The sequence below is a fragment of the Lysinibacillus contaminans genome (assembly GCF_001278945.1).
Taxonomy (GTDB): Bacteria; Bacillota; Bacilli; order Bacillales_A; family Planococcaceae; genus Lysinibacillus; species Lysinibacillus contaminans.
Genome location: NZ_LGRV01000005.1, coordinates 68,331 through 93,922, shown reverse-complemented (window position 1 = coordinate 93,922; position 25,592 = coordinate 68,331). Strand labels below are relative to the sequence as shown.

Annotated in this window: 31 protein-coding genes and 2 other annotated features; of the genes, 4 read left to right on the top strand and 27 right to left on the bottom strand. The window is 38.7% G+C overall.

Annotation, left to right across the window (positions count from 1 at the left end):
- Positions 1-27: 27 nt before the first annotated feature.
- The 13 genes from AEA09_RS15635 to hmpA all read right to left on the bottom strand — a co-directional run bounded on the left by AEA09_RS15635 (position 28) and on the right by hmpA (position 9,423).
- Complete coding sequence (locus AEA09_RS15635; RefSeq protein ID WP_053584893.1) at positions 28-1,011, bottom strand: hypothetical protein; 984 nt, start codon at positions 1,009-1,011, stop codon at positions 28-30.
- A complete protein-coding gene (locus AEA09_RS15630) occupies positions 1,001-1,501 on the bottom strand; it encodes an RNA polymerase sigma factor (RefSeq protein WP_053584892.1) in 501 nt (166 codons plus the stop codon). The genes AEA09_RS15635 and AEA09_RS15630 overlap by 11 nt, the downstream gene beginning before the upstream one ends.
- 199 nt (positions 1,502-1,700) lie before the next feature.
- Positions 1,701-2,651, bottom strand: a complete 951-nt coding sequence (locus tag AEA09_RS15625) for a c-type cytochrome (RefSeq protein WP_053584891.1) — start codon at positions 2,649-2,651, stop codon at positions 1,701-1,703.
- Positions 2,652-2,890: 239 nt separating this feature from the next.
- Positions 2,891-3,595 carry a DsbA family oxidoreductase gene (locus AEA09_RS15620; protein ID WP_053584890.1) on the bottom strand — a complete coding sequence of 235 codons (705 nt, stop codon included), beginning with the start codon at positions 3,593-3,595 and terminating at the stop codon, positions 2,891-2,893.
- A 12-nt stretch (positions 3,596-3,607) separates the two neighbouring features.
- Complete coding sequence (locus AEA09_RS15615; RefSeq protein WP_053584889.1) at positions 3,608-4,384, bottom strand: sulfite exporter TauE/SafE family protein; 777 nt, start codon at positions 4,382-4,384, stop codon at positions 3,608-3,610.
- A 63-nt stretch (positions 4,385-4,447) separates the two neighbouring features.
- On the bottom strand, positions 4,448-4,675 hold the full coding sequence (locus AEA09_RS15610; protein ID WP_053584888.1) for a sulfurtransferase TusA family protein: 228 nt from the start codon (positions 4,673-4,675) through the stop codon (positions 4,448-4,450).
- Between the two features lie 200 nt (positions 4,676-4,875).
- The gene (locus tag AEA09_RS15605) at positions 4,876-6,003 is read right to left on the bottom strand and encodes an MBL fold metallo-hydrolase (RefSeq protein ID WP_053584887.1); all 1,128 of its coding nucleotides are present in this window, start codon (positions 6,001-6,003) and stop codon (positions 4,876-4,878) included.
- A gap of 84 nt (positions 6,004-6,087) precedes the next feature.
- Complete coding sequence (locus AEA09_RS15600) at positions 6,088-6,483, bottom strand: DsrE/DsrF/DrsH-like family protein (protein ID WP_053584886.1); 396 nt, start codon at positions 6,481-6,483, stop codon at positions 6,088-6,090.
- Between the two features lie 15 nt (positions 6,484-6,498).
- Positions 6,499-7,053, bottom strand: a complete 555-nt coding sequence (locus AEA09_RS15595) for a sulfurtransferase TusA family protein (RefSeq protein ID WP_053584885.1) — start codon at positions 7,051-7,053, stop codon at positions 6,499-6,501.
- A gap of 72 nt (positions 7,054-7,125) precedes the next feature.
- Entirely contained in the window at positions 7,126-7,422 is a 297-nt protein-coding gene (locus tag AEA09_RS15590) for a rhodanese-like domain-containing protein (protein ID WP_053584884.1), read from the bottom strand.
- A 12-nt stretch (positions 7,423-7,434) separates the two neighbouring features.
- Complete coding sequence (locus tag AEA09_RS15585; protein ID WP_053584883.1) at positions 7,435-7,776, bottom strand: rhodanese-like domain-containing protein; 342 nt, start codon at positions 7,774-7,776, stop codon at positions 7,435-7,437.
- 41 nt (positions 7,777-7,817) lie between these two features.
- On the bottom strand, positions 7,818-8,078 hold the full coding sequence (locus AEA09_RS15580; protein ID WP_053584882.1) for a metal-sensitive transcriptional regulator: 261 nt from the start codon (positions 8,076-8,078) through the stop codon (positions 7,818-7,820).
- Between the two features lie 178 nt (positions 8,079-8,256).
- Positions 8,257-9,423 (bottom strand): NO-inducible flavohemoprotein, encoded by a 1,167-nt coding sequence (gene hmpA, locus AEA09_RS15575; RefSeq protein ID WP_053584881.1) that lies wholly within the window; start codon positions 9,421-9,423, stop codon positions 8,257-8,259.
- Positions 9,424-9,615: 192 nt separating this feature from the next.
- Here hmpA and AEA09_RS15570 point away from each other — a divergent pair, with 192 nt between their 5' ends.
- Complete coding sequence (locus AEA09_RS15570) at positions 9,616-10,053, top strand: RrF2 family transcriptional regulator (RefSeq protein ID WP_053584880.1); 438 nt, start codon at positions 9,616-9,618, stop codon at positions 10,051-10,053.
- 312 nt (positions 10,054-10,365) lie between these two features.
- Here the strand turns inward: AEA09_RS15570 and AEA09_RS15565 are convergent, their stop codons facing one another.
- The 7 genes from AEA09_RS15565 to AEA09_RS15535 form a co-directional block, all read right to left on the bottom strand.
- Positions 10,366-11,346: a GNAT family N-acetyltransferase gene (locus tag AEA09_RS15565; RefSeq protein WP_053584879.1), complete on the bottom strand. Its 981-nt coding sequence runs from the start codon at positions 11,344-11,346 to the stop codon at positions 10,366-10,368.
- A 3-nt stretch (positions 11,347-11,349) separates the two neighbouring features.
- A complete protein-coding gene (locus AEA09_RS15560; RefSeq protein WP_053584878.1) occupies positions 11,350-11,805 on the bottom strand; it encodes a nucleoside deaminase in 456 nt (151 codons plus the stop codon).
- Between the two features lie 12 nt (positions 11,806-11,817).
- Complete coding sequence (locus AEA09_RS15555) at positions 11,818-12,201, bottom strand: VOC family protein (protein ID WP_053584877.1); 384 nt, start codon at positions 12,199-12,201, stop codon at positions 11,818-11,820.
- Positions 12,198-12,632 carry a DUF1801 domain-containing protein gene (locus tag AEA09_RS15550; RefSeq protein ID WP_053584876.1) on the bottom strand — a complete coding sequence of 145 codons (435 nt, stop codon included), beginning with the start codon at positions 12,630-12,632 and terminating at the stop codon, positions 12,198-12,200. The genes AEA09_RS15555 and AEA09_RS15550 overlap by 4 nt, the downstream gene beginning before the upstream one ends.
- Entirely contained in the window at positions 12,629-13,285 is a 657-nt protein-coding gene (locus AEA09_RS15545) for a YdeI/OmpD-associated family protein (RefSeq protein WP_053584875.1), read from the bottom strand. The genes AEA09_RS15550 and AEA09_RS15545 overlap by 4 nt, the downstream gene beginning before the upstream one ends.
- 88 nt (positions 13,286-13,373) lie before the next feature.
- Complete coding sequence (locus AEA09_RS15540) at positions 13,374-13,868, bottom strand: DUF1648 domain-containing protein (protein WP_053584874.1); 495 nt, start codon at positions 13,866-13,868, stop codon at positions 13,374-13,376.
- Positions 13,869-13,975: 107 nt separating this feature from the next.
- Positions 13,976-14,725 carry an HAD-IIB family hydrolase gene (locus AEA09_RS15535; RefSeq protein WP_053584873.1) on the bottom strand — a complete coding sequence of 250 codons (750 nt, stop codon included), beginning with the start codon at positions 14,723-14,725 and terminating at the stop codon, positions 13,976-13,978.
- Between the two features lie 190 nt (positions 14,726-14,915).
- Positions 14,916-15,155 (top strand) — a binding site (T-box leader).
- 133 nt (positions 15,156-15,288) lie between these two features.
- On the opposite strand from AEA09_RS15535, the gene AEA09_RS15530 reads away from it, so the two are divergent.
- Positions 15,289-16,863, top strand: a complete 1,575-nt coding sequence (locus AEA09_RS15530) for a 2-isopropylmalate synthase (RefSeq protein ID WP_053584872.1) — start codon at positions 15,289-15,291, stop codon at positions 16,861-16,863.
- A gap of 65 nt (positions 16,864-16,928) precedes the next feature.
- Here AEA09_RS15530 and metG read toward each other — a convergent pair whose 3' ends face one another.
- From metG to rsgA, 3 genes are all read right to left on the bottom strand, one after another.
- Positions 16,929-18,563, bottom strand: coding sequence for a methionine--tRNA ligase (metG, locus tag AEA09_RS15525; protein WP_053584871.1), 1,635 nt, complete (start codon positions 18,561-18,563; stop codon positions 16,929-16,931).
- 54 nt (positions 18,564-18,617) lie between these two features.
- Positions 18,618-18,874, bottom strand: a binding site (T-box leader).
- Positions 18,875-18,973: 99 nt separating this feature from the next.
- Positions 18,974-19,396, bottom strand: a complete 423-nt coding sequence (gene fosB, locus AEA09_RS15520) for a metallothiol transferase FosB (RefSeq protein ID WP_053584870.1) — start codon at positions 19,394-19,396, stop codon at positions 18,974-18,976.
- Between the two features lie 84 nt (positions 19,397-19,480).
- Entirely contained in the window at positions 19,481-20,554 is a 1,074-nt protein-coding gene (rsgA, locus tag AEA09_RS15515; RefSeq protein ID WP_053584869.1) for a ribosome small subunit-dependent GTPase A, read from the bottom strand.
- 313 nt (positions 20,555-20,867) lie between these two features.
- On the opposite strand from rsgA, the gene AEA09_RS15510 reads away from it, so the two are divergent.
- Positions 20,868-21,950 (top strand): type III polyketide synthase, encoded by a 1,083-nt coding sequence (locus AEA09_RS15510; protein WP_053584868.1) that lies wholly within the window; start codon positions 20,868-20,870, stop codon positions 21,948-21,950.
- 1 nt (position 21,951) lies between these two features.
- Positions 21,952-22,494, top strand: coding sequence for an isoprenylcysteine carboxyl methyltransferase family protein (locus tag AEA09_RS15505; RefSeq protein ID WP_053584867.1), 543 nt, complete (start codon positions 21,952-21,954; stop codon positions 22,492-22,494).
- Between the two features lie 93 nt (positions 22,495-22,587).
- Here the strand turns inward: AEA09_RS15505 and AEA09_RS15500 are convergent, their stop codons facing one another.
- From AEA09_RS15500 to AEA09_RS15480, 4 genes are all read right to left on the bottom strand, one after another.
- Complete coding sequence (locus AEA09_RS15500; protein WP_053584866.1) at positions 22,588-23,100, bottom strand: YfiT family bacillithiol transferase; 513 nt, start codon at positions 23,098-23,100, stop codon at positions 22,588-22,590.
- 302 nt (positions 23,101-23,402) lie between these two features.
- Positions 23,403-23,885 (bottom strand): GNAT family N-acetyltransferase, encoded by a 483-nt coding sequence (locus tag AEA09_RS15490; RefSeq protein WP_053584864.1) that lies wholly within the window; start codon positions 23,883-23,885, stop codon positions 23,403-23,405.
- Between the two features lie 91 nt (positions 23,886-23,976).
- Entirely contained in the window at positions 23,977-24,723 is a 747-nt protein-coding gene (locus AEA09_RS15485; RefSeq protein WP_053584863.1) for an alpha/beta hydrolase, read from the bottom strand.
- Between the two features lie 52 nt (positions 24,724-24,775).
- A complete protein-coding gene (locus tag AEA09_RS15480) occupies positions 24,776-25,570 on the bottom strand; it encodes an ABC transporter ATP-binding protein (RefSeq protein WP_053584998.1) in 795 nt (264 codons plus the stop codon).
- Positions 25,571-25,592 lie beyond the last annotated feature (22 nt).

Genomic DNA, 25,592 nt, shown 5'->3' with positions numbered 1-25,592 from the left:
ATCTTTTATGAGCCCTATACATTTGTATTAAAATCCTAGAGCCATTAATAACGCGCCCATAAGTAAAAACACTGTTGCCCATCTATCTACTTTCTTCATTTTTTCGTTACGTGTATCTCCTTCTACTTTTCGCTCATACCCATTCATGTATATGATAACAACAAATAGTAAAAGCACTACTGGTATAAAAATAATTCTAGGCATACCGTTATAAATTAAAACAACTAATAACAAGATTAGTATGATTAACTTTACGATATTAATAGCCGTAATTTTATATCGCAAACGACCTTTCGTTATTTTTTTCTTCTCATTAATATCTTTCAATTCCTCCTTACTAAAACGACATACTACTCTCGCTAACCAAACATTGTTTAATAAAAGGAGTAAACCGATGACACGTATATAACCACGCCAAGAATTTTGTGGGCCGGTCGGTAAAAACAATAAAAAAGTTAAAATACCTTTCCCTTCGTCTACATAACGCAAACCCGTTTTCATATCCATTGCTATAAAACCCATATCTGAGTAGCCAAATTTCCATGGTTGTTCAGTGCCATTACTCAAGACAAAAACTGCATCGATAGCCCACTCTACGTTTTTTTCTTTTGACAATGGCAAATACTCTATTGCATGAATAAATCCGGTTGCACTTGCCATCATTTCAGCGTCTGTTGAACTACCTGTCCACACCAATTGCCATGTGCTATACGCCTTAAACGTATCTACTTTTTCATTTGACTGTGCATAGATTTTCTCTACTTTTACATCTTTTTGTAACTCAGCATGCCCTATACTCTCCATCGAAGGCGACTTAGGCATTATGATGAAAAAAAGCATGATAAAAATAAGTGCTGTTGCCGTTACTAATACTAGCGGGTACATGATTCTTTCCCAACGATTGCTTTTCTTTATACGCCCTTTCACTTTCTTACACCCATGCTCTTTTTCTAACTGATTTAGCTGCCAGGTTCCCATCTCCTCAAACAACTTATCAAATTCACTTTTCATGCAAGTCGCCTCCTTTCCAATTCTTTCGTAAAGCCTCAATTGCCCGCGCTGTATTGTTTTTCACCTTTGTCTCGGAGTAACCGAGAAGTTCGCTTGTTTCTTTTACTGATAAACCCTTAATTTTACGTAAGATAAGTACTTCCCTATACGCAAATTTCAACTTTGCCATTGCATTAAATAATTCTTTCATCTGTTCATTATGTTCGACCCACTGTGCGGGCAAGTCTTCTGTCATTCCTTCATATACTTTCGCAAACGGTATAAATTGAATAAGTTTTTTACGCCTAAAATAATCATATGCCAAATTTCTTGCAATCCGATGGAGCCATGTGTTGATCTCAGCATCTTGGCGAAATGTTTCTATATTTTTAAAACACTTATAAAAAGTTTCTTGTGTTAAATCTTCGGCGAGTTCCTTATTTTGTACAAGAAAAAATATGTATTGATAAATAGCAGGTTGATACTGCTGATACAGCTGATGTTGGTCCATAATCTACCTCCTCACTTAAATAGACGTATGATGCAAGCAAAGGAATCATCGCAAAAAAAATTATGTAATGTCATACCAGATAGCTATCTATTATTTCACCCGGATAAAAATTCAAAATGATGAGTATTACTGCTAGTACACTATTCTTAGTTACAGATAATACGAAAGGGATGCAGCAAAATTGCCGCATCCCTCTTTTTTAATTTGTTGAAAGCACTTGTTCCCAATCAATCGTGCCATTTTTCACTTGCTCACGCTTTTCTTTATCCATAACATCATTTGGACGACCACCTTTTGGCCAGTCTTTATCATGGTTTGCCCATTCTGGACGATCTTGCGATAAAATATATGCTGCTAAATCAGAGGCATCCTGGTCTGTTAATGTACCACCAGCCCCAATTGGCATATTATTTTGGATGTAACCAGCCATTTTCGACATACGAATCATCCCTGCACCATCATTGAATGAGTTTTCACCCCATAACGCTGGACCCGTATTGGCGCCAGTACCTGAGCCATCAGCTCCGTGACAAGCAATACAAGATTGTCCATACAATTCTTGGCCATTTGCTACATCTGGCACAGGAACATTTTCCATATTACTTGTACCTGCCCATTCACGTTTAGCACCAATTGGCACTCCTTCTGAAATATAAGCGAAGTACGCAACCATTGCCTCTAGCTCATCACTGTTCATTTCAAATTTTTTACCGTTCATACTGCGCACCATACAGCCATTAATACGCTCCTCAATCGTCACGACGCCACCTGAACGTCCAATATATTGTGGATAATTTGCCATAACCCCAACTAATGAAGAAGCTTGCTCATCATACCCTGCTCCTGCATGACAACTTGTACACGATAACTGGTTTCCCACGTATTCGTCTGCCGCTACATGTGTGTTATTCACAAGCTCATAGCCATATAAAATCGATTCCTTCATTGGTCCATCTGGCACTTCCTCAATGCTTGGAGGTGCATATGCTAATGTTTGAGTTGCTGTGTTCGCCGGTGTTTGTGTTTGTACAGCTGTTTCCTGCATTTCACCTTTTGCATCCCCTAAAATGTTGTCGCTGATTACCGCACCAACGAAAAGCGCGCCAGCCAATAATATCGTTCCTGCTACACCTGTTACTATTGCTTTCATATTTAATCCCCCCTATATATCCTTGTTCTCATTTTATCAATATAGCGTTTCTTTTCGATGTGATTTTTCTCACACTTCACAATTTTAGAACCAAAAAGACGATATAAATGGATATTTATTGAAATTATTTTTGTGCTATAACACAAGAAATCAGACTTAATACTCCTTGATGCATTTAGATTTTCATGTCAATAAAAAAAGTCGAGCACAACATCACGCACTCGACTTTTCTTATTCTCTTATAATTTACACTCACTATCAGCACACACAGCTTCTCCATTACCAATTATCTTCAGAGCTGGTTTAATGCCCGCAATTTCAGCTGCTTGATGTAATGTACGGACAAATACTTCATTTGGCTCCGCCCCTTTAATGCCATAGCGATTTTCAAAAACAAAAAATGGGACACTTTGTATGCCAATCTGTTGCGCATCATAGCGATCCTCATCTAAGTCTTCTATAAAGTCACTAGAAGCGAGGACTACCTTTGCAGATTCTACATTTAAACCTAATTCAGCGATTACCTCAAGTAACATAACATCATCATTTAAGTCTTTTCCAGCTGTGAAATAACCATTCATCAAGGCTTCTGTATAGTCCGCCTCTACGCCAAACTGCTTTGTCCATTTCGCAAGACGGTGAGCTTTTTCAGTATGCGCCGTTTTCATATCTTCAAAATTGTAATGAAGTCCTACTTCAGTTGCACGCATCGCAATGCCTTTTGTCATTTCTTTTACATCCTCTATAGAAGAATCAAATTTAGCTGCCATCCCTTGATACAAAGAAGGAGCATTTTCCTTTGGTGTCTCTGGGCCAATTTGATATGTTTTATACTCAATTTCCACCTGACCTGTATAACCTGATGTGTCAATTGCATGTTCTAATTCACGTTTCCCAATATAACAATACGGACATGTGAAATCCGCGAAGATCTCAATTTTCATTCTTAAAACCTCCTACAATATATCGAACCAAATTTTAATGGCAGTTACTAAAATCAGCACCGCTAATATTCCTTGCAATACTTTTGTATTCATTTTTTTCCCGGCTTTCGCGCCAAGTGGGGCTGCAATTAAACTTGCTACAATCATAATTGCCGCTGGGTAATAATCGACTTGCCCTGTCATAAGTTTCCCGATTGTACCACCGATAGATGAAATAAAGGTAATCGCGAGACTAGTCGCAATTGTCATACGCGTAGGAATACCTAAAACCACGAGCATAATTGGTACCAACAAGAAGCCACCCGCAGCCCCAACAACACCTGAACCAACGCCAACAATTAGCGCCAAACCTGCCGCTAATGCCTTATTAAATGTTACTTCATCCATTGGCTTATCATCGATTTGCTTTTTCGGAATAAACATCATTATTGCTGCAAATAAGGCTAAAATACCGTAGACAACATTTACGCCATTCTCTGATAAAAACTGCGAACCAAAACTTCCGACAAAGCTACCAGCTAAAATAGCACTACCCATATAGATAATAAGTGATTTATTCAAATAGCCATCTTTTCGATATGCCCAAACACCTGCAATGGAGGCGAAAAATACTTCTACTGCACTAATACCCGATACCTCATGTGCCGTAAAAGCAGTAAAACCAAATAACGGTGGAATATATAATAACATTGGATACTTAATAACTGCCCCGCCAATCCCTAGCATCCCCGATACATATGAGCCTACAAATCCTATTAAAAATATCGTAGTGATCCATGTTATATCCATTATTTTTCCCTTCTTTCTATATTGAAAAGGCGAATGTCCAAACTTGAACACTCACCTACTGAATTACGCTTTTTGAATAAAGAATATAAGAACACTAGCATCTTCAGATTGATCTGAAATCGTGTGCCCACCTGCTTTTGCCCAGGCTGGGATGTCTGCTAAAGAACCTTTATCTGTTACGTGTACTTCTAAAATTTCGCCTGAAGCTAATGTATCCATTGCCTTTTTTGTTTTAACGATTGGCATCGGACAAGATAATCCCTTTGCATCTAATTGTAAGTTTGAATTCATGTTGATCTCCTTTAGAACGGTATACGTTGTAAGCAATTTACCGGTCCTTTTTGATTTTTTTGCGAACTTACCAAGGATGAGCTCCTTCGTATCTCGATACTTGCATGCGACTAACATACATGCGTATTCATTACATTTCAGCATTTCTATTTTCCCTCTATCGCACTTGCATTTCGGATATTAACGGGCTTTTTTTGCTTTTATCTTACGGCACATCGGTTTGGACCGATTTCCATTTCTGTTTGTTCTTCTTGTGCTGGTGTAATTTTACCCATGTTCACTTGACGAATTTCTTGATATGCATTAGGTTGTGGTGGTAAGTTATGCGTTACGATACTACGGAATTTTGCTTCATCCTCAATGTTTAAACCATGATTCTCAGCAAATAATTCACCCAGACGTTTTGCGACCGTACCATCTTCATTTAACTCATCAATAATCATAAAGTGGGCTGGTAGTACAATTAAATCCTCCGACAATTCACGGTAACGTTCGTAAAGTGTTTCACGTAAATCACCAACCCAATCTTCAGCAAGCCCCGCTAAATCAGGACGCCCAATTGAATCGATAAATAAAATGTCCCCAGTTAATAAGTATTTGCTGTCTACAACGAATGAAGTTGAACCAATAGTGTGACCAGGTGAATAAAGCGCACCTACGTCGATTTTCGATGCACCAATTTGAACCGCTGTACCATCTACTAATGAAGTGTAATCAAATACAACTTCTTCCGCATCCTTTGGTGGTAAGTAATAAATGGCACCTGTTTCAGCTGCGATATGACGTCCACCTGAAATATGGTCAGCATGTAAATGTGTATCAAATACATGTTTGATTTCCACATTTTTTTCTTCTGCAAACTTCGTGAATATTTCTGTAAATCGCACTGCATCAATGATTGCCGCCTCGCCCTCAGAAATCACCATATAAGAAAGACAACCTTTTCCTAAGCGAACGAATTGGTAAAGCTCACCCCCACCTGTTAAATCACCGACTTTAATCGGCTCTAAGTATTCGCTCCACGTTTTCATACCACCCGCTAAATATCCAACAGGGCGACCAGCATCCGCTAGCATTTCTGCAACCATCAGAGATGACCCTTCCTTTGCACAAACGACTAACACATCTTTATCTGTTGGGATTTTCGGTAAGATTTCTTCTACACCATCAAGTAACTCGAAGTACGGAATATTGAGGTATTCAAACTTATGCCCCTCAATTTTCCAATCTTCAAATGCATCGTTATTACGTACATCTAAAATAAATAGATCATCATTATTAATTACTTTTTTCGCTACATCCGCAGCGCTCCATTGTTGAACCGACATTATCTTACCCCCATAGGTATTATTTTATTGATTTTTTTAGCGGAAAGGACATGCCTCTCCGCTTATCTGTCTATTGTTTAATAATTAGAATGCTAATGATGGTGCTGCATCTTTAGCAAACTCTAAGAATGTTACTGCTCCACCTACTTCAATACCATCAACGAAATCATCTGTTGTTAAGCCCATTACGTCCATAGTCATTTGGCAACCGATAAATTTCACACCTAACTCTTGCGCCATTTCTACTAATTGTGGAATCGTAGGTACATTGGCTTTCGCAAAACCTTCAGCAAAATGCTCTTTTCCAGCAGGCATTGGTAATGCATGCATACCTTGCTTATGAATTAAATTTAACCCTTCAAATGTAAAGAAGATTGTTACTTCCTTCTCAGAAGCCGCCGCTGCTGTTGCGATATTGAACACTTTATACGCATCAAAAAGACCACCGTTACTTGCAATAATTGCTACTTTGTTTGACATAATAAATTCCTCCAATTAAATTGATTTTTTTAGTTCGTCCGTCCAAGCTGTCATACCCGGTAGGATGTTGAAGACCTTAGTAAATCCATTTGCCGCAAGCTTTTGCGCCGCTAAATCACTGCGCTTACCCGTGCGACAAATCACATAAATTTCTTGCGCCTTATCGAGTTCAGCCATTCGAGTAGGTAGTTCACCCATTGGTATTGATTTCGCACCCTCAATATGACCAAAAGCAAACTCTGCTTCCTCTCGCACATCAAGAATAAGTCCATCTCTACCAACGATTTCACCTAGATCGATTGTCTGCTCAAATGTTTTTTCGACTACTGTGTCATCTGCACATTTACGAATATAATGCTTTAACACAGCATCCTCCTCAGTTGTCCCAATATATTGATGACCAACTGTTTCAGCCCAAGCTGCAATATCCGCTTTTGAGCCTTTATCTGTTGCAGCCACTTCTAAAACTTGACCATCTACTAATTCAGCCATTGCCTTCTTCGTCTTCACGATGGGCATAGGACAGGCAAGCCCCTTTGCATCTAGCTGAAAATCTGCTTTAATACTCATAACTTCCTCCTTATACCTATAAGGGTATTATTTTTGCTAAAAAAATATAGCGAGGCCTCTTGAGTCCATTTTTTACTGTACTTCGCCTTCCCAAGCGAGCATACCACCAACCATATTGGTCACATCAAAGCCTCGGCTTTCTAAAAAGTGAGTAGCACGACCACTTCGCGCACCCGAACGACAAACTATAATATACGTTTCATTTTTATTTAATTCATTCATTCGAAATTCAAGTAAACCAAGTGGGATGTGGAAAATACCTGGAATATGACCAGCTTCTACTTCATCTACTTCACGTACATCAATTAAATTTAAAGATCGCCCTTGCTCCAAAACCGTCTGCACTTCTTTTGCTGAAATTTCTTTCATATTGTTCTCCCCCTAGTAAGCGCTCATGCCGCCACGGACATTTGTTACACGCTCAAATCCTTGTTTTTTCAATTGCTTACACGCCTGACTACTGCGCATACCACTTTGACAAATCACGACGATTTCTTTCTCTTTCGGTAATTTGTCGAAACTAGCTCCAAGTGGGATATTTTTGAATTGCGGAATATTACGACCTTTGTACTCAGCAGGTGTACGCACATCGATGAATACTTTATCCTTATCATTCAACATATTTTTCAGTTGTGCTGCCGAAATTGAATGTACACCTTTTGTTGGTTTCATACGCCATACTAAAAATGCTACAAGAGCTGCTATAATAATCCATGTTTCCAAACAAACTTCCTCCTCATTCATACTGTTAAGGGTATAATTTTTTATCTGCTTTTCACGACTAAATCCATCGCTTCCTGAATGGCTGAATTCACTTTTTCAGAATCTCCTTCAGCAGTCGTTACACAATTCAATAGGTTTTCACTCACAATAACACCAATAGTTCGTTCGACAGCTGAACGCACGGCAGATAGCTGTGTAATAACATCTTTACAGTCTTGACCTTCTTCCATCATACGCAAAATCCCACGTAATTGACCTTCCATTCGCTTCACTCGATTTGCCGTTTTCACATTGTATGCCATACTGTGCACGCCTCCTTTTCGAAACGAATAATTGAATTTGTTTATGCGCTTTATGTTATACCCCATTAGGTATATTGTCAACATGAAAGCTCTCACTTCTTTCTAAGAGTTAATTGCCGCATATAAAAAAGCACCGCTACGAGAATACCTACTCGTAACAGTGCTGAATTTAATACTATTATTTTGCTAATTGCATAGCTGGACCAAAGAATTCATAGTGAATTTTTTCATCAGCTACGCCAATTTCATGTAAGTTTTTAATAACCGCTTCCATAAAGCCAACTGGACCACATACATAAACGTCAGCATTGTCTGCTACCTTTTCAGCTAATAATTCCTTGGTAATGAGTTTGTCCTCATCAGAATATAACGCTGTATAGGATGCGTTTGGAAGCGCATTTATTTTTTCTTGGATTTCATCACTAAATGCAACTACTTTTTCGTTACGTGCACATTGAATGAAGTTCACTTCATTTGTTGCGTCATCAGCTAAAGATTGTAGCATACTGTTTAGTGGTGTTACACCGATACCACCACTAATAAATGTGATTGGGGCAGACGTTTCTTCAAGAACAAATAAACCTGCCGGTACACTTACATCTACTATATCTCCAACTTGTAATGTGTCATGAATAAAGTTCGAAACTTTACCATTTGGTGTTTGCTCATCCTCACGCTTCACAGAAATACGGTAGCCTTCCTCTGCGTTTGCGTAAGAGAGTGTATATTGACGTGTCATTAAATATTCTTCGTTCGGTACTTTAACTCGAATACTAATGTATTGACCTGGTTGATAGGTTGGTAGCGGTGAACCATCTTCATTTTCAAAGTATATTGATGTAACAAGTTCGCTTTCAACTTCTTTTTTTACTACTTTTAATGGTTTGAATAAACGCCACCCACCATTTTCTTCAGATTTCTGATATAAATCTTCTTCTACCTGAATGAAAATATCTGCAATAACACCATATGCTTCAGCCCATGCGTTAATAATGTCATCAGTTGCCGCATCGCCAAGTACTTCCTTAATTGCTTGTAATAGATTCTCTCCAACAATCGGATAGTGCTCTGGTAAAATTCCTAAACTACGGTGTTTATGAGCAATTAGCCTAACCGCTGGTAAAATGGCCCCTAAATTTTCAATATGAACTGCCGCCGCATACACTGTGTTTGCTAATGCGGTTTGTTGGCGTCCTTTTTCTTGGTTCGTATGATTAAAAATATTCAATAACTCTGGATGTTTCTGAAACATATTTTTATAAAACGTCTTCGTAATCGCTACACCATGAACTTCTAATACTGGTACTGTTGCTTTAATAATTTGAACTGTTTCTTGTTTTAACATATCGCATAACCACCCTCTCATGCTTACAATATATACCTTTAATTTTATTAAAGCAATATATAAAATACATCTTTAACGAAATAGACATAATTAATGCATTTTAAATACATCTTTAAAAAAAGCATTCATCTTCCTTTGAAATAAGGGATAATGCTATAATGTGTATTGAACTTCAGAAAGTAGGGTGTTCCTATGAGATTAACTTTATACACAGATTACTCCCTTCGGACACTCATTTATTTAGGTGCCCAGGAAAATGGTAAACTATCTACAATTCAAGAAATTTCAGATGCCTATAATATATCGAAAAACCATTTAATGAAAGTGACGCATCAACTTGGGCAGCTCGGTTACATCGAAACAATACGTGGCCGTGGTGGTGGTATTCGACTTGCCATTGATCCAAAAACCGTTACAATCGGCGAAATCGTGCGCCATACTGAAGAGGATTTTTATCTTGTCGAATGCTTCGACAAAGAGAATAACTTATGTAAAATTGCACCGGAATGTCAGCTAAAGGGTGTGCTTTATGAAGCATTACAAGCATATTTAGCCGTACTCGACCGTTATTCACTCGATGATTTTTTACATTCAAAAGAAAAGCTAATGGCGCTCTTACGTGGCGATTAAAAATACCCGCTTAACAAAAGTTAGACGGGGTTTTTATCATTGAATATCTGGCTATTCTTCCAGATAAAATCTCGTATCACAGCCCGGACTTTCTCACAAATACTTTTCCACAATGTGGACAACTTCTTTACCGGATCCGTTCACCAATTATCCACAGCCCAATTCATGTATTATCCACAATGCCTCATATGAAAATAATGATCAAAATGCTTCAAACATTCCCTTTGTGATAGCTTCACATTTTAAATCCTATCTTTTGTATACGCAAAAAAAGTATCTCAAATGAGTTCGAGATACCTTTTTGCCGTTCCTTTATAAAGCCTTTGAAAAAATAACCATATCAACAGCACGTATACCATTTTCATATATTGGCTTGTTATAACTACTGAAAAAGTCTTTCTCTATCCTCTCCATTCGAAAACCTGCCTTTTGATAAAACGCGATATTATCTATACTGGAATTCGCTGTACCTACAATGACTTGTGTATAACCTTTTGCTTTGCAATTGTCACTAATCATTTGTAGTACTATCTTGCCAATGCCTCTACCTTTGAATTCTGGCACAACAGCAATATTTTTCAATTCAATAGACGCTTCGGATTGCTTAATGAGTAATGCAACACCTGCTAAATGCTCACCACAATAAATCGCGTATAACTCGCCGTCATTCATATACTTACGAACAACTTCTTCATTTCCATCGGCTACTAGCAGATAGGGTAAATAAAGTTCGCGTTCGCCTGTAATTTCCACTAAAGATGTACGAAAACGAATAAAATCTTCCCGTTCAAAAACATTCAATACACATCGTTGCTTTTCTTTTATCTCTAGCCATGCGTGCTCCTGTGGATAATCTTTTTCCACATTCAGACGGATAAACGGTAGCTTTTCTTGCGCCTTTTTCGAGCGGATGTTCACTTCTCTAGCACCCGCAAAAACACGTTCTAATCCAAGTTCAAAAAAAGCAATTTCTAGAATCGCAATTTTCGCCTCTAAATTATAACCCTTACCCCAAAATTCATAACCAAGCCACGAACCAATATGGCAGCTCTTTTTTTGATGATCTATAAACATGAGCGTTGTTACACCAATAACTTGCCCTTCCTCATCCAAAACAACTCGAGGCACAGTCTTTCCCTCTTCTTCATCCACACATTCACGCTTAATGAAGTTTATCGTATCTTCCACTTTACCAACAGGTAATCCAAGTGCATCTCGTACTTGTGGCATTGAGGATAATGCATGTATTGCCTCTGCATATTTTAAATTGTGCTTTACTAAAGTTACTACCATACTTTATTCCCCTTTTTTATACCACACGTGCATCGGGCTTATCGCTTCATTCTCCACGGGCATATGAATCATTTGAAAAGCTCGTTCCGAATCAGCCTTCTGCAAGTCTGCATATACTTCACTCGAACGGGTTAGGCCAACTGCTAATGCTTCAGCTAGTGAATTTGCATAATAAGCCTTGTCCATATTAGCCATTGCCATTGCGCCAAAACACATTGGACAAGGTGCACCACTTGCATACATCACAGCACCACGTAAATCTGTAGAATTCAATTTTTGCTGCGCACGGCGCATAGCAAGTAACTCAGCATGCCCTGTACTATCTGGACGAATATGTAGCTCATTAACACCTTCGCCAATAATTTTATCGTCCTTTACTAACACAGCGCCAAAAGGTTGACCACCCTGTGCTACATTTTCTAAAGCCAATTCAATCGCACGTTCCATCCACTTATTCATATATACTCCCCCTTATTTCAAGTTATACGTAAATTGCCATGATACACCAAAACGGTCTTCGATCCATGCAAATTGCTCAGAAAAGCCATAATGACCAAGTGGCATCAAGGCTTTCCCACCCTCTAATACTTGGGCTGTCAGATTTATGATTTCTTCAAGTGTCTCACACTCTATAAAAATTGATGTAGCTGGAGTAAAGGTAAAATCATGCTTTATTACGCTATCATTTACCATTATTTTAAGCCCCTTCAAATCCATTACCGCCATTGCGACCTGCTGTGAATCCTCCATATATGATAAGCTCTGTACAGTTAAATCTGTAAACCACTCTTTATATTGTTGAATTGCTTCATTCGCTTGTCCTTGGAACATTAAAAATGTTGTTGCACTTCTCATTTATTCAACTCCCCCTCATATTTTGCTATCCACTCTGCTGGTGTCATTTTTGATACAAGCTCGCCAATTAAATCAAATGGAATATTTTTCGCGTTGGTAAAACGAATACAACTTTTCCCCATATTCAACTTTGTCGGTACGCTCTTCGCATATTCTTCTTGGAACCAAGCTAGCAACGCCTCATCCGCATAAACACCCATATGATACAAAGCCAAATGTTGCTTTTGCGCAGCTAGACTAATGAAAGGGAGCGGTGTATTTGGTGTCACATGATAGCCCTTAGGATAAGTTGACAGCGGCACGACATAACTGATCATGCCGTACTGCATTGTACGTTCAAAGCCATCTGGTAAATTCGATTCCACTACGTCTACAAGCTTTGCGAAGTCTGCACGCCATTTTTCATCGACTTGCTCAATATATTCACTCATACTTTCCCCTCACTTTTCGCTTTTCTGTATAATTCCTTCGTTTTAAAGCCCAGCCTAGTAAGTTCACGCATTTCCGCTAAACGTGCTTTTTGCGTTTCCACTCTTTTCGCACTATAAATAAAACGAGCCCAATCCTTCTGATAACCCGGTGTCAATCCATCATAAAAGGCTAGGTCAGCCTCAACTTTTTCCAGTTGCTCACGTAATTGTGGAATCATACTTTCATAATCGCTAACGCATTGACTACTTGCCGTCTTTTTCTTCCCACGTGCCTTACCATCCCGTTTGATGCTTAGAATGGAAAACGTATCATCTAAAGACATGAGGCTCGCAAACTTATAGTCACTACCGACAATATATTTTTCTTCATCTACTTGAATGGCTGGAAAAATTTCATCTCGGTGAATAAACTGTTCATATTGCTTATTCCCCTTTTTCGGATAAACAAAAAATAAATAGCCCTGGTCTGCTAAATTGCTATCCCGTATACAGTTCTGTAAATACTGCACCATTTCATCAGCTGAAAATACAAAAGAAATAATACGGTCATAAGGAGCATTCCCACTCTGTTGAATACCCTCTAAAACCACATTTTGTGGCTGATGATGAATATCAATAGACAGCATGTCTTTCACTTTGAATTTTTTTTGCATCGACCTGGCACCCCTTCTGCGCTCATTTATAATAAATTTATCACAAAAAAATCATCAACCCACTATGGAATGATGATTTTTTACATATTTATTTAATTTTTGACATTGCAACTAAGCCCTTAATAATTAAAATAGCTGTACCAATTAATATAATTGGGAGGAACCACCACCCTAAAGCCTGTGCTTCTCCTAAAGCAATTCGTACTATTTGAAAGCTAATAAGCGCAAATAAAATTAAGCAGAGATTTTTTATTTCATTTAATAATTTTCGGCTACTTAGATAAAATACTTCAACATTACTTTCATTTAAACGCGCTGGGTAGTTATGCATATGCGGTGCTTTTTCTAATAATCCCATTAGTATCCACAAAAATGAACCGACAAATGGCAAAATAAATAATTCAATTTTCGATCCCCATCGATCTACTTCTCCAGCTCCATTAAAATGGCCTGGGATTTCATCCGGAAGTTTGCCCCATATAACGAAAATATAAAATATTGATGCAAGAAATATTCCACCACCAATCCAATCCCACACTTTTTCACGCTTCGTTTTTGGTAAGTCTAAAATCGGCCTATACATCATCTCACACCCTTGGTTATTAATTCTTACTATTATCTACGGTGCTCTATACCACTTAGTTTCCTTTTTCCAGCAAATACTTATGTAAATTCATCGCCCTCACTTCGTTACTTATATTTCGCACTGTATGAACGAATGCTAGCTATTACCGCTTCCTCTGAACTTGCCACCTGCATCGTTGTAAGTTCGCTCACTCGATGATCCCCCACGCAAACACTTTCTTTCGCTTTTACAAACATCGGTGCATCATTCGCGTCATTTCCAAATGCAATAAATTCACCCGCTACAACACCAAGCTTCGATAAGCCATTCCATTTATCAATTCCATTCGGACTAATGTCTAAAATATTTTCTGACGTGTGCTCATATATTGAAATTGGTAGCTGCTGTAAAGCCTCTACTACTTCCTTAAGATGCTCACCTGGGAATAAAACCACTTTTACAATCTCTTGAAGTTTATCTAAAGTAACCTTTTTCGCCAGTTTTAGTGGGTCAAGATTTCGATAAATAGGATGTGCCTCACTACCCGTATATGCATAATCCCAATTACTATCCACCAAATACGGCAACTTATATGTACTAATCAAGTGTCGAATATGTTCTACCATTTCTGTTTGAAACGCTGTTACTGCAATCATTTCACCAGCATTTGCGACAAATGCCCCGTTCCCGCCAACCATCGGGAACGTTTGCATCGCTTCTGGTAATACGGGAAGTAAATCACGAATTGGGCGCGCCGATGCAAAAATAACCTCATGCCCATTCACTATACAATTCTCTAATTCTGCGATAATGCCTGTACTTAATGGCTTACCTTTAAAGGAAATAGTGCCATCTAAATCGAATACAAATTTCACGCTATTTCTCCTTTCCATAAAAAAAATTCATTTCTATTGTCTCATAAAAAGTACCTTGCTTTAATATCCATTCAAAAATGTAAACACCTAAAAATTAAGTAGTACCCTAACACCGAACAGAAAATAAATAATTTTCAGAATATTATTGACATAATGACAATATCAAAGTATTATTGCTTTCAACAACACATTGTAGGCCTAGATTGGAAATAGTAGAAATGCCTGTGTACTTGTAGAGAGCCGGTGGTTGGTGCAAATCGGCAGACACACATTTTGAACTCGTCCATGAGCCACTCCCTGAAAATAAAGAGTAAGGGATGTCGGTTTCCCCCGTTATAGGGATAGACAGTGATAGCTGTCGATAAGGGGACTTTTTCTGTAAAGATAAAGTCAATTAGAGTGGTACCGCGAGTAAAAACTCGTCTCTATATTTTTATATAGAGACGGGTTTTTTTATTTTTTTTAAAGCTCTGTTATACCTCAATACTGATTTTATGAGCGTATACAGGCACAAAAATCCACAGTTAACAGTAACAGAACTTAAACAAAAGGAGTGTTTGAAAATGGGAAGAAAAATTTGGGTGTTTGATACAACTTTACGTGATGGCGAGCAAGTACCAGGGGCAAAACTAAACTTATACGAAAAAGTAGAGATTGCACAACAACTAAAAAAATTAGGCGTCGATATTATTGAGGCTGGTTTCCCGGCATCATCACAAGGTGACTTTGACGCGGTGAAAGCTGTCGCACAAAAAGTCGGCAATACAAATGACATTATGATTACAGCACTAGCACGCGCTGTGCAAGCAGATATCGATTCTGTTTATAACGCCGTAAAATACGCTGAAAATCCAATGATTCATATGGTACTTGGCACTTCAGATATTCATGTAGAAAAGAAATTTAGTAAATCCAAAGATCAAATTTTACAAATCGGCGTAGATGCCGTGAAATATGCAAAAACTCTTTTACCACAAGTACAATATTCAACTGAAGATGCATCTCGCTCTGATTTTGAATATTTATGGAAAACAATTGAAGCTGTTATGAAGGCCGGAGCAACAATGATTAACGTACCTGACACAGTCGGCTTTGCAGAACCCGAGGAATTCGGTGCAATGATTTACAAGCTAAATGATCGTATGAAAAACCTAAACGATAGCGTATTACTAAGTGTTCACTGCCATAATGACCTTGGTATGGCAACAGCCAATACACTTGCAGCGATTAAAAACGGTGCAGACAAAGTCGAATGTACAATCAATGGTATCGGTGAACGTGCAGGGAATGCCGCACTTGAAGAAGTTGTGATGGCATTAAAAACACGTAGTTCTGTCTATAACGCAGAAACGCGCATCAACACAAAAGAAATTATGAACACATCTCGCCTTGTATCAAGCTTCATGGGCTTAGATGTACAAGTAAATAAAGCAATTACTGGTGACAATGCATTTGCCCATTCTTCAGGCATTCACCAAGATGGTTTACTAAAATCTCGTGATGCTTACGAAATCGTGCATCCTGAAGACGTTGGTTTAGACGATATGGAACTAGTATTAACGGCTCGTTCAGGGCGTCACGCGGTGAAGAATGCACTTGAGAAGTTAGGCTTTTCTAATCTTGCTACCGATGAGTTTGAAGGTGTTTTCGAAGGCTTCCTAAAATTAGCAGATGCGAAGAAAGAAGTATATGATCATGATTTATATGTTATCGTGGAAAACTATTATGAAAAACATGATGCAAACCATGTCAACGCTACTCATTATAGTGAGCAATTTTTTGACTTCAATGATTTACAAGTCGTTAGCAATGCAACCTTCCCATCTGCTAGCGTAAAAATCCGCAAAGGCGATGAAGTATTTAAAGCGAGCGCCGTTGGTTCTGGTCCAATTGATGCCTTATATTCTGCGATTGCAGACATTACAAAAATAGATGTAAAGCTAGTGGAATATAATATCAATAGCGTATCTCGCGGAAAAGAAGCGCTTGGTAAAGTGAAAATTACGATCGAACACGAAGGCGAAAAGTATATCGCTAAAGCAGCAGATACAGATATTTTAAAAGCGAGTGCGCTTGCGTATATTAATGCCATTAACAGCATTGTTGTTGCCAAATTAACACCTGTCATGAACACTTAATCATTGTCGTTAACAGAATAAAAAGCAGTATGACTAGACAATCAGTCATACTGCTTTTTTTGTATTTATTTACTGCTGTCCACTAATTTATTGTACTCTTCTTCAATCATTCCAACATCTATACGTTCAAATAATGGAGAGACCTCATCAATAACCAACGGAAGTACCACCTGCTCATGCCACACAACTTCTTTCACATCCAGCATGTCACGAATTTTTCCTGCTGAGAATGGTAAAAACGGCTGTAATAGCTGACCCAGATTGGCAATGATATAAACACAAGTTGCGAGTGTCACATCACCGGCTACCGTATCTTCCTTTACCTGTATCCACGGCTGCTGTTCATCAAAATAACGATTAGCCGCACGAATATATTCAAAAACCCCCTCCAAAGCCTGTTTAAAATGCCCACCTTCAATTTGCTGACCAGCATCAACAAATAGCTTCACTGTACGCTCTTGCACATCTCTATCTACAGAAACTTGTGGTACCTTACTTTCAAACGACTTCTCCAAAAACTTCAATGTCCGATTGACGAAATTGCCGTATGCGCCAAGCAGCTCTCCATTATGACTATAAATAAATTCTCGCCACGAAAAGTCAGTATCACGATTTTCGGGCGCATTCATCGTTAAAAAATATCGAATTGAATCGGCATCATACTTACTCAAAATATAAGGCACCCACACCGCCCAATTTTGGCTCGTAGATAACTTTCGTTTCTCCAACGTCAAATATTCATTCGATACAATATGTGTCGGGAGTGCTTTCTGGTTAATACCCATTAAAATCGCCGGCCAAATAACTGTATGGAACGGGATATTGTCCTTACCATGCACATAATAGGAAATCGTTTCTTTATTCCATAAATCTTCAAACGCAACGCCCTGCTGTCTCGCCCATTCCATACTTGCCGTTAAATATCCTGCCACTGCTTCAATCCACACGTAAATTTTCTTGCCTTCAAATCCAGCAACTGGCACATCAATGCCATTCGGTAAATCCCTTGTCACAGCGCGGTCTGGCACACCTTCAACCAAATAACGCTCGGTTAAGCCCAGTGCATTATCTCGCCAGCTCCCCTCTGCCTTCGCATCTGCCAAATACGTTTCAAGTCTCCCCTGAAACTGACTAAAGGCAAAATAGAAATGCTCGGTTTCCCTAATCTTCGGCTCATTACCGCAAATTTTACAACGTTTGTCGATTAAATCGAGCGGATCTAGAATTGTAGAGCAATTATCACACTGATCTCCACGAGCCTTAGCTCCACAGTTTGGACAATTCCCTTCTACAAAACGGTCAGGTAAAAACTGATTGTCCGTCTCGCAATACGCCTGCTCGATTTTCTTTTTATAGAGATATCCATTTGCTAACAACTGCAAAAATATCTTTTGCACCGCTTCATGGTGGTGCTTCGCGTCTGTTCTTGTGTACTTATCATACGTAAAACCTAAATCAGTAAAACACTTCGTAAATTCAGCATGATAATGATCGGCAATCGCCTCTGTCGTGGTATTTTCTTGCGCTGCTCGAATCGAAATCGGTGTACCGTTACAATCACTCCCCGATACATATAAAACCTTCTCGCCCTTTTGTCGATAATATCTAGCCAAAATATCACCTGGTAATAATGCGGCAACATGCCCTAAATGCAGTGAACCATTAGCGTATGGCCACGCACCTCCTATAACAATTGTCATGCTAAATTGCTCCCCTCACTAAAAAAGTGTATAAAAAAACGCCCTAATCATTACGATTAGGACGAGTTTACCCGTGTTACCACCTATATTTACAAATAGCTTACACTATTTGCCTCATTCAGTACGTCTACTTGTTGCAAGAGATACTGCTGCTGTTATAACGAGTGCCTATCTCGTCGTAGCCTACTCGCGAATGCTTTCGGTACGAAGCTCAAAGGTCATTTTCGAAAGGGGCCATTTACCTCATTTCCACCAACAGAGGCTCTCTATCAAACTTCGTCCAATTTACTTTTCCTTCTCAACGCTTTTTATAGTTTGCATTATTTTACTCTTTTCTCTGTTGAAAAGCAATGCAAACATCAGAAACCCCTGACATGTAGTAATTCCTTTAAATCTTCTCTATAAGAAAATCAATCAAAAAACTCCATATATGTTTTTTCCTTTTTATAATAATTCAATCTATCTGTTAAAGTTCCTGTATGGAATTCAAATTTATGACCATCTGGGTCTGTAAAGTAAATTGACGACTTATCCCCCACATCTCTTTTTCTACCTTCTAAAATGTTCACATTATTCCGCTGCAACTTATCAAACATCGTATCGACGTCATCTTCATTTATAGAAAATGCAATATGTGTATAAGATTGATGTATTTCATTACGCGGGATGCCTACCTCTACATTTAAAGCTAGCCAAACACCATTTAAATCTAAATAGGCGGTACTTTTCCCTTTTACTAATAATTTTGCACCAAGTACATTTTGATAAAACGCTATTGAAGCATCTAAATTGGACACTGAAAATAAAAAATGATTAATGCTTTGTATGGTCATACTTTCACCTCAACTATTAAAAATCTTATGTCTTATCAACAAAAAACACAGATACTGCTCAACAATATCTGTGTTCTATAATCTTTATTTCTTTTTGACTTTCTTTAATCCCTTAGCAATTTGCTTCCACTTACGTTGCTCATCTAGTCTTGCCTGCGTATTTGTTTTACGCTCGATAAAGGCCAGTTCCTTTTGCAATTTAAAATAGCTTTGCAGGCGTGATTCTTCTAGTTCCCCGTCTCGAATCGCTTGCTGAACCGCACATTGCGGTTCATTTTGATGCGAGCAATCACGGTAGCGACAAACAGCGGTAAGCTCTTCAATATCCTTAAAACTAGAAGTCAAGCTATCTCCTTGATCCCATAGTTGCAGCTCGCGCATTCCTGGCGTATCTATTAAACAACCGCCACTCGGTAAGACAACCAATTCCCGATGAGTCGTTGTATGACGGCCCTTCGCATCGTCTTCACGAATATCTGAAACCTTCATCAACTCATCTTCCACTAGCGCGTTAGTCAGCGTCGATTTCCCAGCACCGGAAGAGCCGAGCAATGCACCTGTTACACCTTCTGTAAAGAGTGCACGAATATCGGCTAACCCTTCACCAGACAATGCACTCGTCACAAAAACATCTATACCAAATGCCACTGCCTCAACTTCACGTAAATAACTTTCTACATCCGAACATAAATCTGCCTTTGTCAGAACAATTACTGGTTTCGCTCCTGAATCCCAAGCTGCCACTAAGTATCTCTCTAAGCGGCGAATATTAAAATCTGCATTTAAACTCATCACAAGGAGCACAATGTCAACGTTCGATGCTACGATTTGCTCCGTAATCTCTCTGCCTGCAACCTTTCGTGAAAATACTGACTTTCTAGCAAACACCTTGGGAATAATGGCCTTTTCCTCACCATCCATTTTTTCAACAAGCACCCAATCACCCACTGCCGGGAAATCCCCACGTGACAGAGATCTATAGGCAAAATGCCCAGCAACTGTTGCCAGCCATTCCCCTTCTTCTGCTAGCACACGATACGAATGCTTATGCTCTAACACAACTCGTGCCGGCACACAGTTCTTTAATTTCGATTCCTCCATAAATGCTGTCATTTGCTCTTCAAAATATGTTGAAAACCCTAATGTTGTTAATTTCAATTTGTTTTCCTCCTGAAAATGCGTATTAAAAAAACCTTATAACTGCAATTCGGCAGTTACAAGGTTTCACAGGCACGTTCAAGGGAATATACAATCATATTGTACATTTTAGGCGTGTGAAATTGAACAAACCGAATTGCAGTTCTCTAAAAACGGATCTATTCATCATGTCACATCACCTACTTCCATAATAGTTACTTTCAAATATATAGAAATCCTTTAATATTGTCAATTCCAGTTTGTTAAGCATGTATCCTATTCTTCCATGCATACAATTAAAGAGACCACTTTTTTTCGAAGGAGATGTTTTTGATTGCCTAAAATTATTTCTGTCAGTACATATCAACCACCTTACACATTACAACAGACAAATGCAGAAGAATTAACGAGAGAGCTCTTTCATGAGAAAATCCCACGATTAGAGCGTTACTTAAAAGTATTTGAAACTGGCGACATTGAAACTCGACATTTTTGTGTTCCAGCTGAGTGGCACCGTACCGAACATACTTTTGAAGAACGCAATAATTTATATATCGAGCTGGCAACACATTATAGTGTTGAAGTCATTCAAGCCTGCCTCCAAAACGACGCTTTTTTAGAAACAGCAATCAACCCTACGGATATTGATGCCATTATTTTTGTGAGCAGTACAGGTATTTCTACACCTAGTATTGATGCGCGGGTGATGAATCGACTTCCTTTTTCAGACAGACTAAAACGCATTCCACTATGGGGGCTTGGCTGTGCTGGTGGAGCAGCTGGCATAAGTAGAGCTTATGATTTTTGCAAGGCACATCCTAACGCAAAGGTCCTCGTCGTATGTGTCGAACTTTGCAGTCTTACATTTCAGCAGAACGACTTTTCAAAAAGTAATTTAATCGGGGCTTCTCTTTTTGCAGACGGCGCAGCTTGCATACTTGTATGTAGCGATGACGTGGACATTCACACGAAAAAACGTATTCCTTCTATTATAACTACCGGCTCTAAGTGGATGCCTGATTCAGAAAATGTTATGGGATGGAATATTAGAAATAATGGCCTACATGTCGTTTTCCAGAAAAGTATTCCTTCTATTATTACAAGCTGGCTCGGACCATTTATCGAAAGCTTTCTAGCAGAACAGCATCTCTATAGTGAACAAATTAATCACTTCATCGCGCATCCTGGCGGAAAAAAAGTATTACGAGCCTATGAAGACACGTTACAACTAAAAAAACAAAAAACCGACATTTCTCGGGAAATATTACGACATCACGGCAATATGTCGTCTCCTACCGTCCTCTATGTATTAGAGCAGTTCATGTTGAGAGAATGTAATGTCAATGATACTGGTTTGCTCGTCGCTCTCGGTCCTGGCTTCTGTGCGGAAGCCGTATTACTAAAATGGAGGGAGTAGTATGTTATTTTTCATCATCGTATTTCTTGTTATCGCCCAACGAATAACTGAGGTTTTTATAGCGAAGCGTAATGAAAAATGGATGCTGTTACAAGGTGCCTATGAAGTAGGTGCCTCACATTATCCTTATATGATTGCACTGCATTGTAGTTTTTTTCTGTTTTTAATAGTAGAAGTGCTGACGAATAATAGTAGTCTCTCGCCCTTATTCCCGTTATTCTTTATTTTATTTATGGCTGTTCAAGCTTTACGGATTTGGTGCTTACGTTCATTAGGACCATTTTGGAATACGAAAATCATTATTTTACCTGGTTCCCAAATCGTCAAAAAAGGTCCCTATGTATTTTTCCGCCACCCCAATTACGCCGTTGTCTGCCTGGAAATTGTGCTACTACCCTTGATGTTCCAAGCGTACTTCACAGCTTTTTGCTTCACACTTTTAAATATCACCATGTTATCAGTACGCATTCCAATTGAAGAAAAAGCGTTAAGAGAAACTACAAATTATAATAATGTATTTAAAAAGAAGATTTCGGAGCCTTAGCCGAGATCTTCTTTATTAATCAATTCGCTGTCTTATTAGCTATAATTAAAGAAGACAAAATAATTCTCCTTCATCAAAAAGGGTACTACACTGTTAATTTACTAAAGCATTTTGGATATGTGCAAGATGATGCTTCCCATGCCAAGCATATAGACCAACTGCTTGTTCAAGTGTTACCAGTCCTGTATCGGGGTGCTTGAAAGCTCTTTGTAATTGTTCAGCTGTTAGACTTGTTAGCAAATAAGCCCAACGCTCATGCAGGCTTTCAATCATTTTATACGAAACCGCTATCGGCATTTCTGAATCAGGTAGATTTGCCCACTTCACTTCATTATACGGCTTAATCGTCGGCTCTTCTTCAGTTAATGCCAGCTTAAAACGGATATAGCTATTCATATGGCTATCCGCAATATGATGCACGAGTTGAGACACGGTCCAACTATTTTCACGATAAGTTTTTCCTAATGATTGTTCGCTCACACCACTAAGAACCTCTTCTAACTTTCTTGGTAACAAACGGATATCTTCTATCCATCCTGCAACATGCTTTTCTAAAATTTCTTCTGGATATTGAAATTGACCAATTGGATATCTTTCATCTCTCATCATAATCCCTCCTATATTGTTATTGATTTAGATCATAAATTAGCATATCGAAGTACTTTGCATTCACCAGGCTCTGGTATAATTACGCCCGATTTATGTTCATTGCCGATAATGCCCCTATCCTCAAATTCTACAGCTTTTTTATCCCAATCATTGCTTTCAAATTCACTTACCTTAACAAAGTCCAGGATATACTCTGGTAGAACAATCTCCTTTGCACTTTGTGTACAGCCTACTAAAAATAGAATGATGCTCAAACACAGGATTAATGTGCATGCAAAAAACCTGGTCTTTTTTTCATCTTAAATCCCCTTAGCCGTAAGTATCTTTGCCATCGTCACAACTGGAATCTCTACGCCATCACGGTTTTCGACTACTTCTTCCTTGGTAATTACATAGCCCATTGATTTATATAAAGCAATATTTTTAAGCACATCCATACGCACCTTACATTCACTTATTAGCTTCCCTTGGGTACATGCATATTTTTCGATTTCAGTAACTAACGCCTTTGCTAATCCCTGCCCTTGTCTTTCTGGAATTACAGATAGTCTAAAGAAATAAATACCCTTATCATTCAGCGTAAATCTCACCATTGCGACTGGTCGCTCATCTACATATGCAATGAAAGCTTGCTCTCCACCATTTAATGCCTGCTCAATGGAAAACACTGTTTCACTTAATGCACTTGAAGGCGGAGTTGCATGTTCATACTCTTTAAAAGCCTCTAACATTACCTGGTGGATCACCGTTGCATCTTCAAATTTCGCTAATACTATGTTCATTCCTCCCACTCCTAACTGTTTTAATATTCATTTTACTGTATTTTTAAACATAAATAAACCGCATTATCAAAAGATAATACGGCTACACTTATTAATTTTCATTCACAAAACGTAGTGCTCTACTCAGTACAGTCGGCACGATAGATGCATGATTTTCTTCCATTGCTACATAAAAGCTTGTACTCATGGTTTTCTCAAGGGTGCCAGCTACTAGCTTTGCATCATCCACCATAAACATTTCTAACTCGCCCACACCGATGAATACTTTCTCATCGCTATGCTGATATTTTTTCACAAAAGTCTGCGAGTATTCTAATAGCTCATGCTCGTTCCACCATATAGATGGACTTATAGCGATATACCGTTGAAAATTCGACTTCACATTGAATAATTGCCACAACACATAATAACCTGCTAACGAATGTCCAAAAAGGATTTGTTGATGTGTATTAATCGGAAAATCAGAAGCAATCCTCGGCTTTAATTCTTCTTCTAAGAACTGATTAAAGTCTTGTGCCCCGCCATGATTGTCATGGCCCTTCCCTTTAAAACGAGAAGGGTAAATATAGGATGCTGCTGGCGCTGTAAAATCATAAAAGCGGCGCTCCTGCATATCCGCGCCATGTCCAATACCTACAACAATTGCCTTCTTAACACCTGTTTTTGGTGCATTACGACTTTGCAGACGAACCGCTTCCTTTACAATTTGAAAATACGAAGCCCCATCTAACACATAGTAGACTGGAAAACCTTCTATTGGAACTTCTCCCTCTGGTACATAAACGTCAATATTGTATAGATAATTTGTATGATTTGAATATAGCTCCAATCTATTCACCTCTTAATAATATTGTTGCCGCTACTCACCTAGCATCCTGAATAAATTGGTACTAGTCTTCGCTAATCTCTTCTGTCCCCTTTACGACATCGTAGCCATAGCATACAGGCGTTTTTGTCACTGGATCTTCCATTATGCGAGCATCAATACGGAAAACCTCACGCATAACATCGACACTTAAAATCTCCTTTGGCGTGCCTGTTTCCATAACTACACCCTGTCGCATCGCAATCAGTTGATCTGAATATCTCGCCGCATGATTTATGTCATGCAATACCATCACTACTGTACATCCATGTTGTTCATTTAAACTTTTCACAATGTCCAACACCTCTAGCTGATGCGCCATATCTAAATACGTCGTTGGTTCATCGAGTAACAAAATATTAGTCTCCTGGGCCAATGCCATTGCCAACCATACTCGTTGCCGTTGTCCTCCCGAAAGATGAGCTAATTCTCGATTACGAAAACTAATCGTATTTGTTACGGTAAGGGCCCACTCGATCATTTCCTCATCCTTTTTCGTCAAACGATTTACATTATTACGGTGAGGATAGCGACCATATGCAATAAGCTCTTCCACTTTTAACTGTCCAGGTGCAACTGGAGTCTGAGACAAAATTGCCAGCCTTTTTGCAATATCCTTGGTGGACAGGTCCTGCATGTTTTGTTCCTGTAAATAGACGGACCCCTGTTTCTTCTTTAATATTCGACCAATTGTTTTAAGAAGCGTTGATTTGCCACAGCCATTGGGTCCAATAATCGTTGTCACTTTTCCTTCTTCAATAGCTAAATTTAATCCTTCAAATACACAAATCTGCTCATAACCAGAAGATAAATTTTCCATACGAAACGCCGTTTGCACATTG

Coding starts and splice junctions, on each gene's coding strand:
- AEA09_RS15635 (WP_053584893.1), bottom strand. CDS start 1,011: ATGAAAAGTGAATTTGATAAGTTGTTTGAGGAGATGGGAACCTGGCAG.
- AEA09_RS15630 (WP_053584892.1), bottom strand. CDS start 1,501: ATGGACCAACATCAGCTGTATCAGCAGTATCAACCTGCTATTTATCAA.
- AEA09_RS15625 (WP_053584891.1), bottom strand. CDS start 2,651: ATGAAAGCAATAGTAACAGGTGTAGCAGGAACGATATTATTGGCTGGC.
- AEA09_RS15620 (WP_053584890.1), bottom strand. CDS start 3,595: ATGAAAATTGAGATCTTCGCGGATTTCACATGTCCGTATTGTTATATT.
- AEA09_RS15615 (WP_053584889.1), bottom strand. CDS start 4,384: ATGGATATAACATGGATCACTACGATATTTTTAATAGGATTTGTAGGC.
- AEA09_RS15610 (WP_053584888.1), bottom strand. CDS start 4,675: ATGAATTCAAACTTACAATTAGATGCAAAGGGATTATCTTGTCCGATG.
- AEA09_RS15605 (WP_053584887.1), bottom strand. CDS start 6,003: ATGTCGGTTCAACAATGGAGCGCTGCGGATGTAGCGAAAAAAGTAATT.
- AEA09_RS15600 (WP_053584886.1), bottom strand. CDS start 6,483: ATGTCAAACAAAGTAGCAATTATTGCAAGTAACGGTGGTCTTTTTGAT.
- AEA09_RS15595 (WP_053584885.1), bottom strand. CDS start 7,053: ATGAGTATTAAAGCAGATTTTCAGCTAGATGCAAAGGGGCTTGCCTGT.
- AEA09_RS15590 (WP_053584884.1), bottom strand. CDS start 7,422: ATGAAAGAAATTTCAGCAAAAGAAGTGCAGACGGTTTTGGAGCAAGGG.
- AEA09_RS15580 (WP_053584882.1), bottom strand. CDS start 8,078: ATGGCATACAATGTGAAAACGGCAAATCGAGTGAAGCGAATGGAAGGT.
- hmpA (WP_053584881.1), bottom strand. CDS start 9,423: ATGTTAAAACAAGAAACAGTTCAAATTATTAAAGCAACAGTACCAGTA.
- AEA09_RS15570 (WP_053584880.1), top strand. CDS start 9,616: ATGAGATTAACTTTATACACAGATTACTCCCTTCGGACACTCATTTAT.
- AEA09_RS15565 (WP_053584879.1), bottom strand. CDS start 11,346: ATGGTAGTAACTTTAGTAAAGCACAATTTAAAATATGCAGAGGCAATA.
- AEA09_RS15560 (WP_053584878.1), bottom strand. CDS start 11,805: ATGAATAAGTGGATGGAACGTGCGATTGAATTGGCTTTAGAAAATGTA.
- AEA09_RS15555 (WP_053584877.1), bottom strand. CDS start 12,201: ATGAGAAGTGCAACAACATTTTTAATGTTCCAAGGACAAGCGAATGAA.
- AEA09_RS15550 (WP_053584876.1), bottom strand. CDS start 12,632: ATGAGTGAATATATTGAGCAAGTCGATGAAAAATGGCGTGCAGACTTC.
- AEA09_RS15545 (WP_053584875.1), bottom strand. CDS start 13,285: ATGCAAAAAAAATTCAAAGTGAAAGACATGCTGTCTATTGATATTCAT.
- AEA09_RS15540 (WP_053584874.1), bottom strand. CDS start 13,868: ATGTATAGGCCGATTTTAGACTTACCAAAAACGAAGCGTGAAAAAGTG.
- AEA09_RS15530 (WP_053584872.1), top strand. CDS start 15,289: ATGGGAAGAAAAATTTGGGTGTTTGATACAACTTTACGTGATGGCGAG.
- metG (WP_053584871.1), bottom strand. CDS start 18,563: ATGACAATTGTTATAGGAGGTGCGTGGCCATACGCTAATGGTTCACTG.
- fosB (WP_053584870.1), bottom strand. CDS start 19,396: ATGACCATACAAAGCATTAATCATTTTTTATTTTCAGTGTCCAATTTA.
- AEA09_RS15505 (WP_053584867.1), top strand. CDS start 21,952: ATGTTATTTTTCATCATCGTATTTCTTGTTATCGCCCAACGAATAACT.
- AEA09_RS15500 (WP_053584866.1), bottom strand. CDS start 23,100: ATGAGAGATGAAAGATATCCAATTGGTCAATTTCAATATCCAGAAGAA.
- AEA09_RS15490 (WP_053584864.1), bottom strand. CDS start 23,885: ATGAACATAGTATTAGCGAAATTTGAAGATGCAACGGTGATCCACCAG.
- AEA09_RS15480 (WP_053584998.1), bottom strand. CDS start 25,570: ATGGAAAATTTATCTTCTGGTTATGAGCAGATTTGTGTATTTGAAGGA.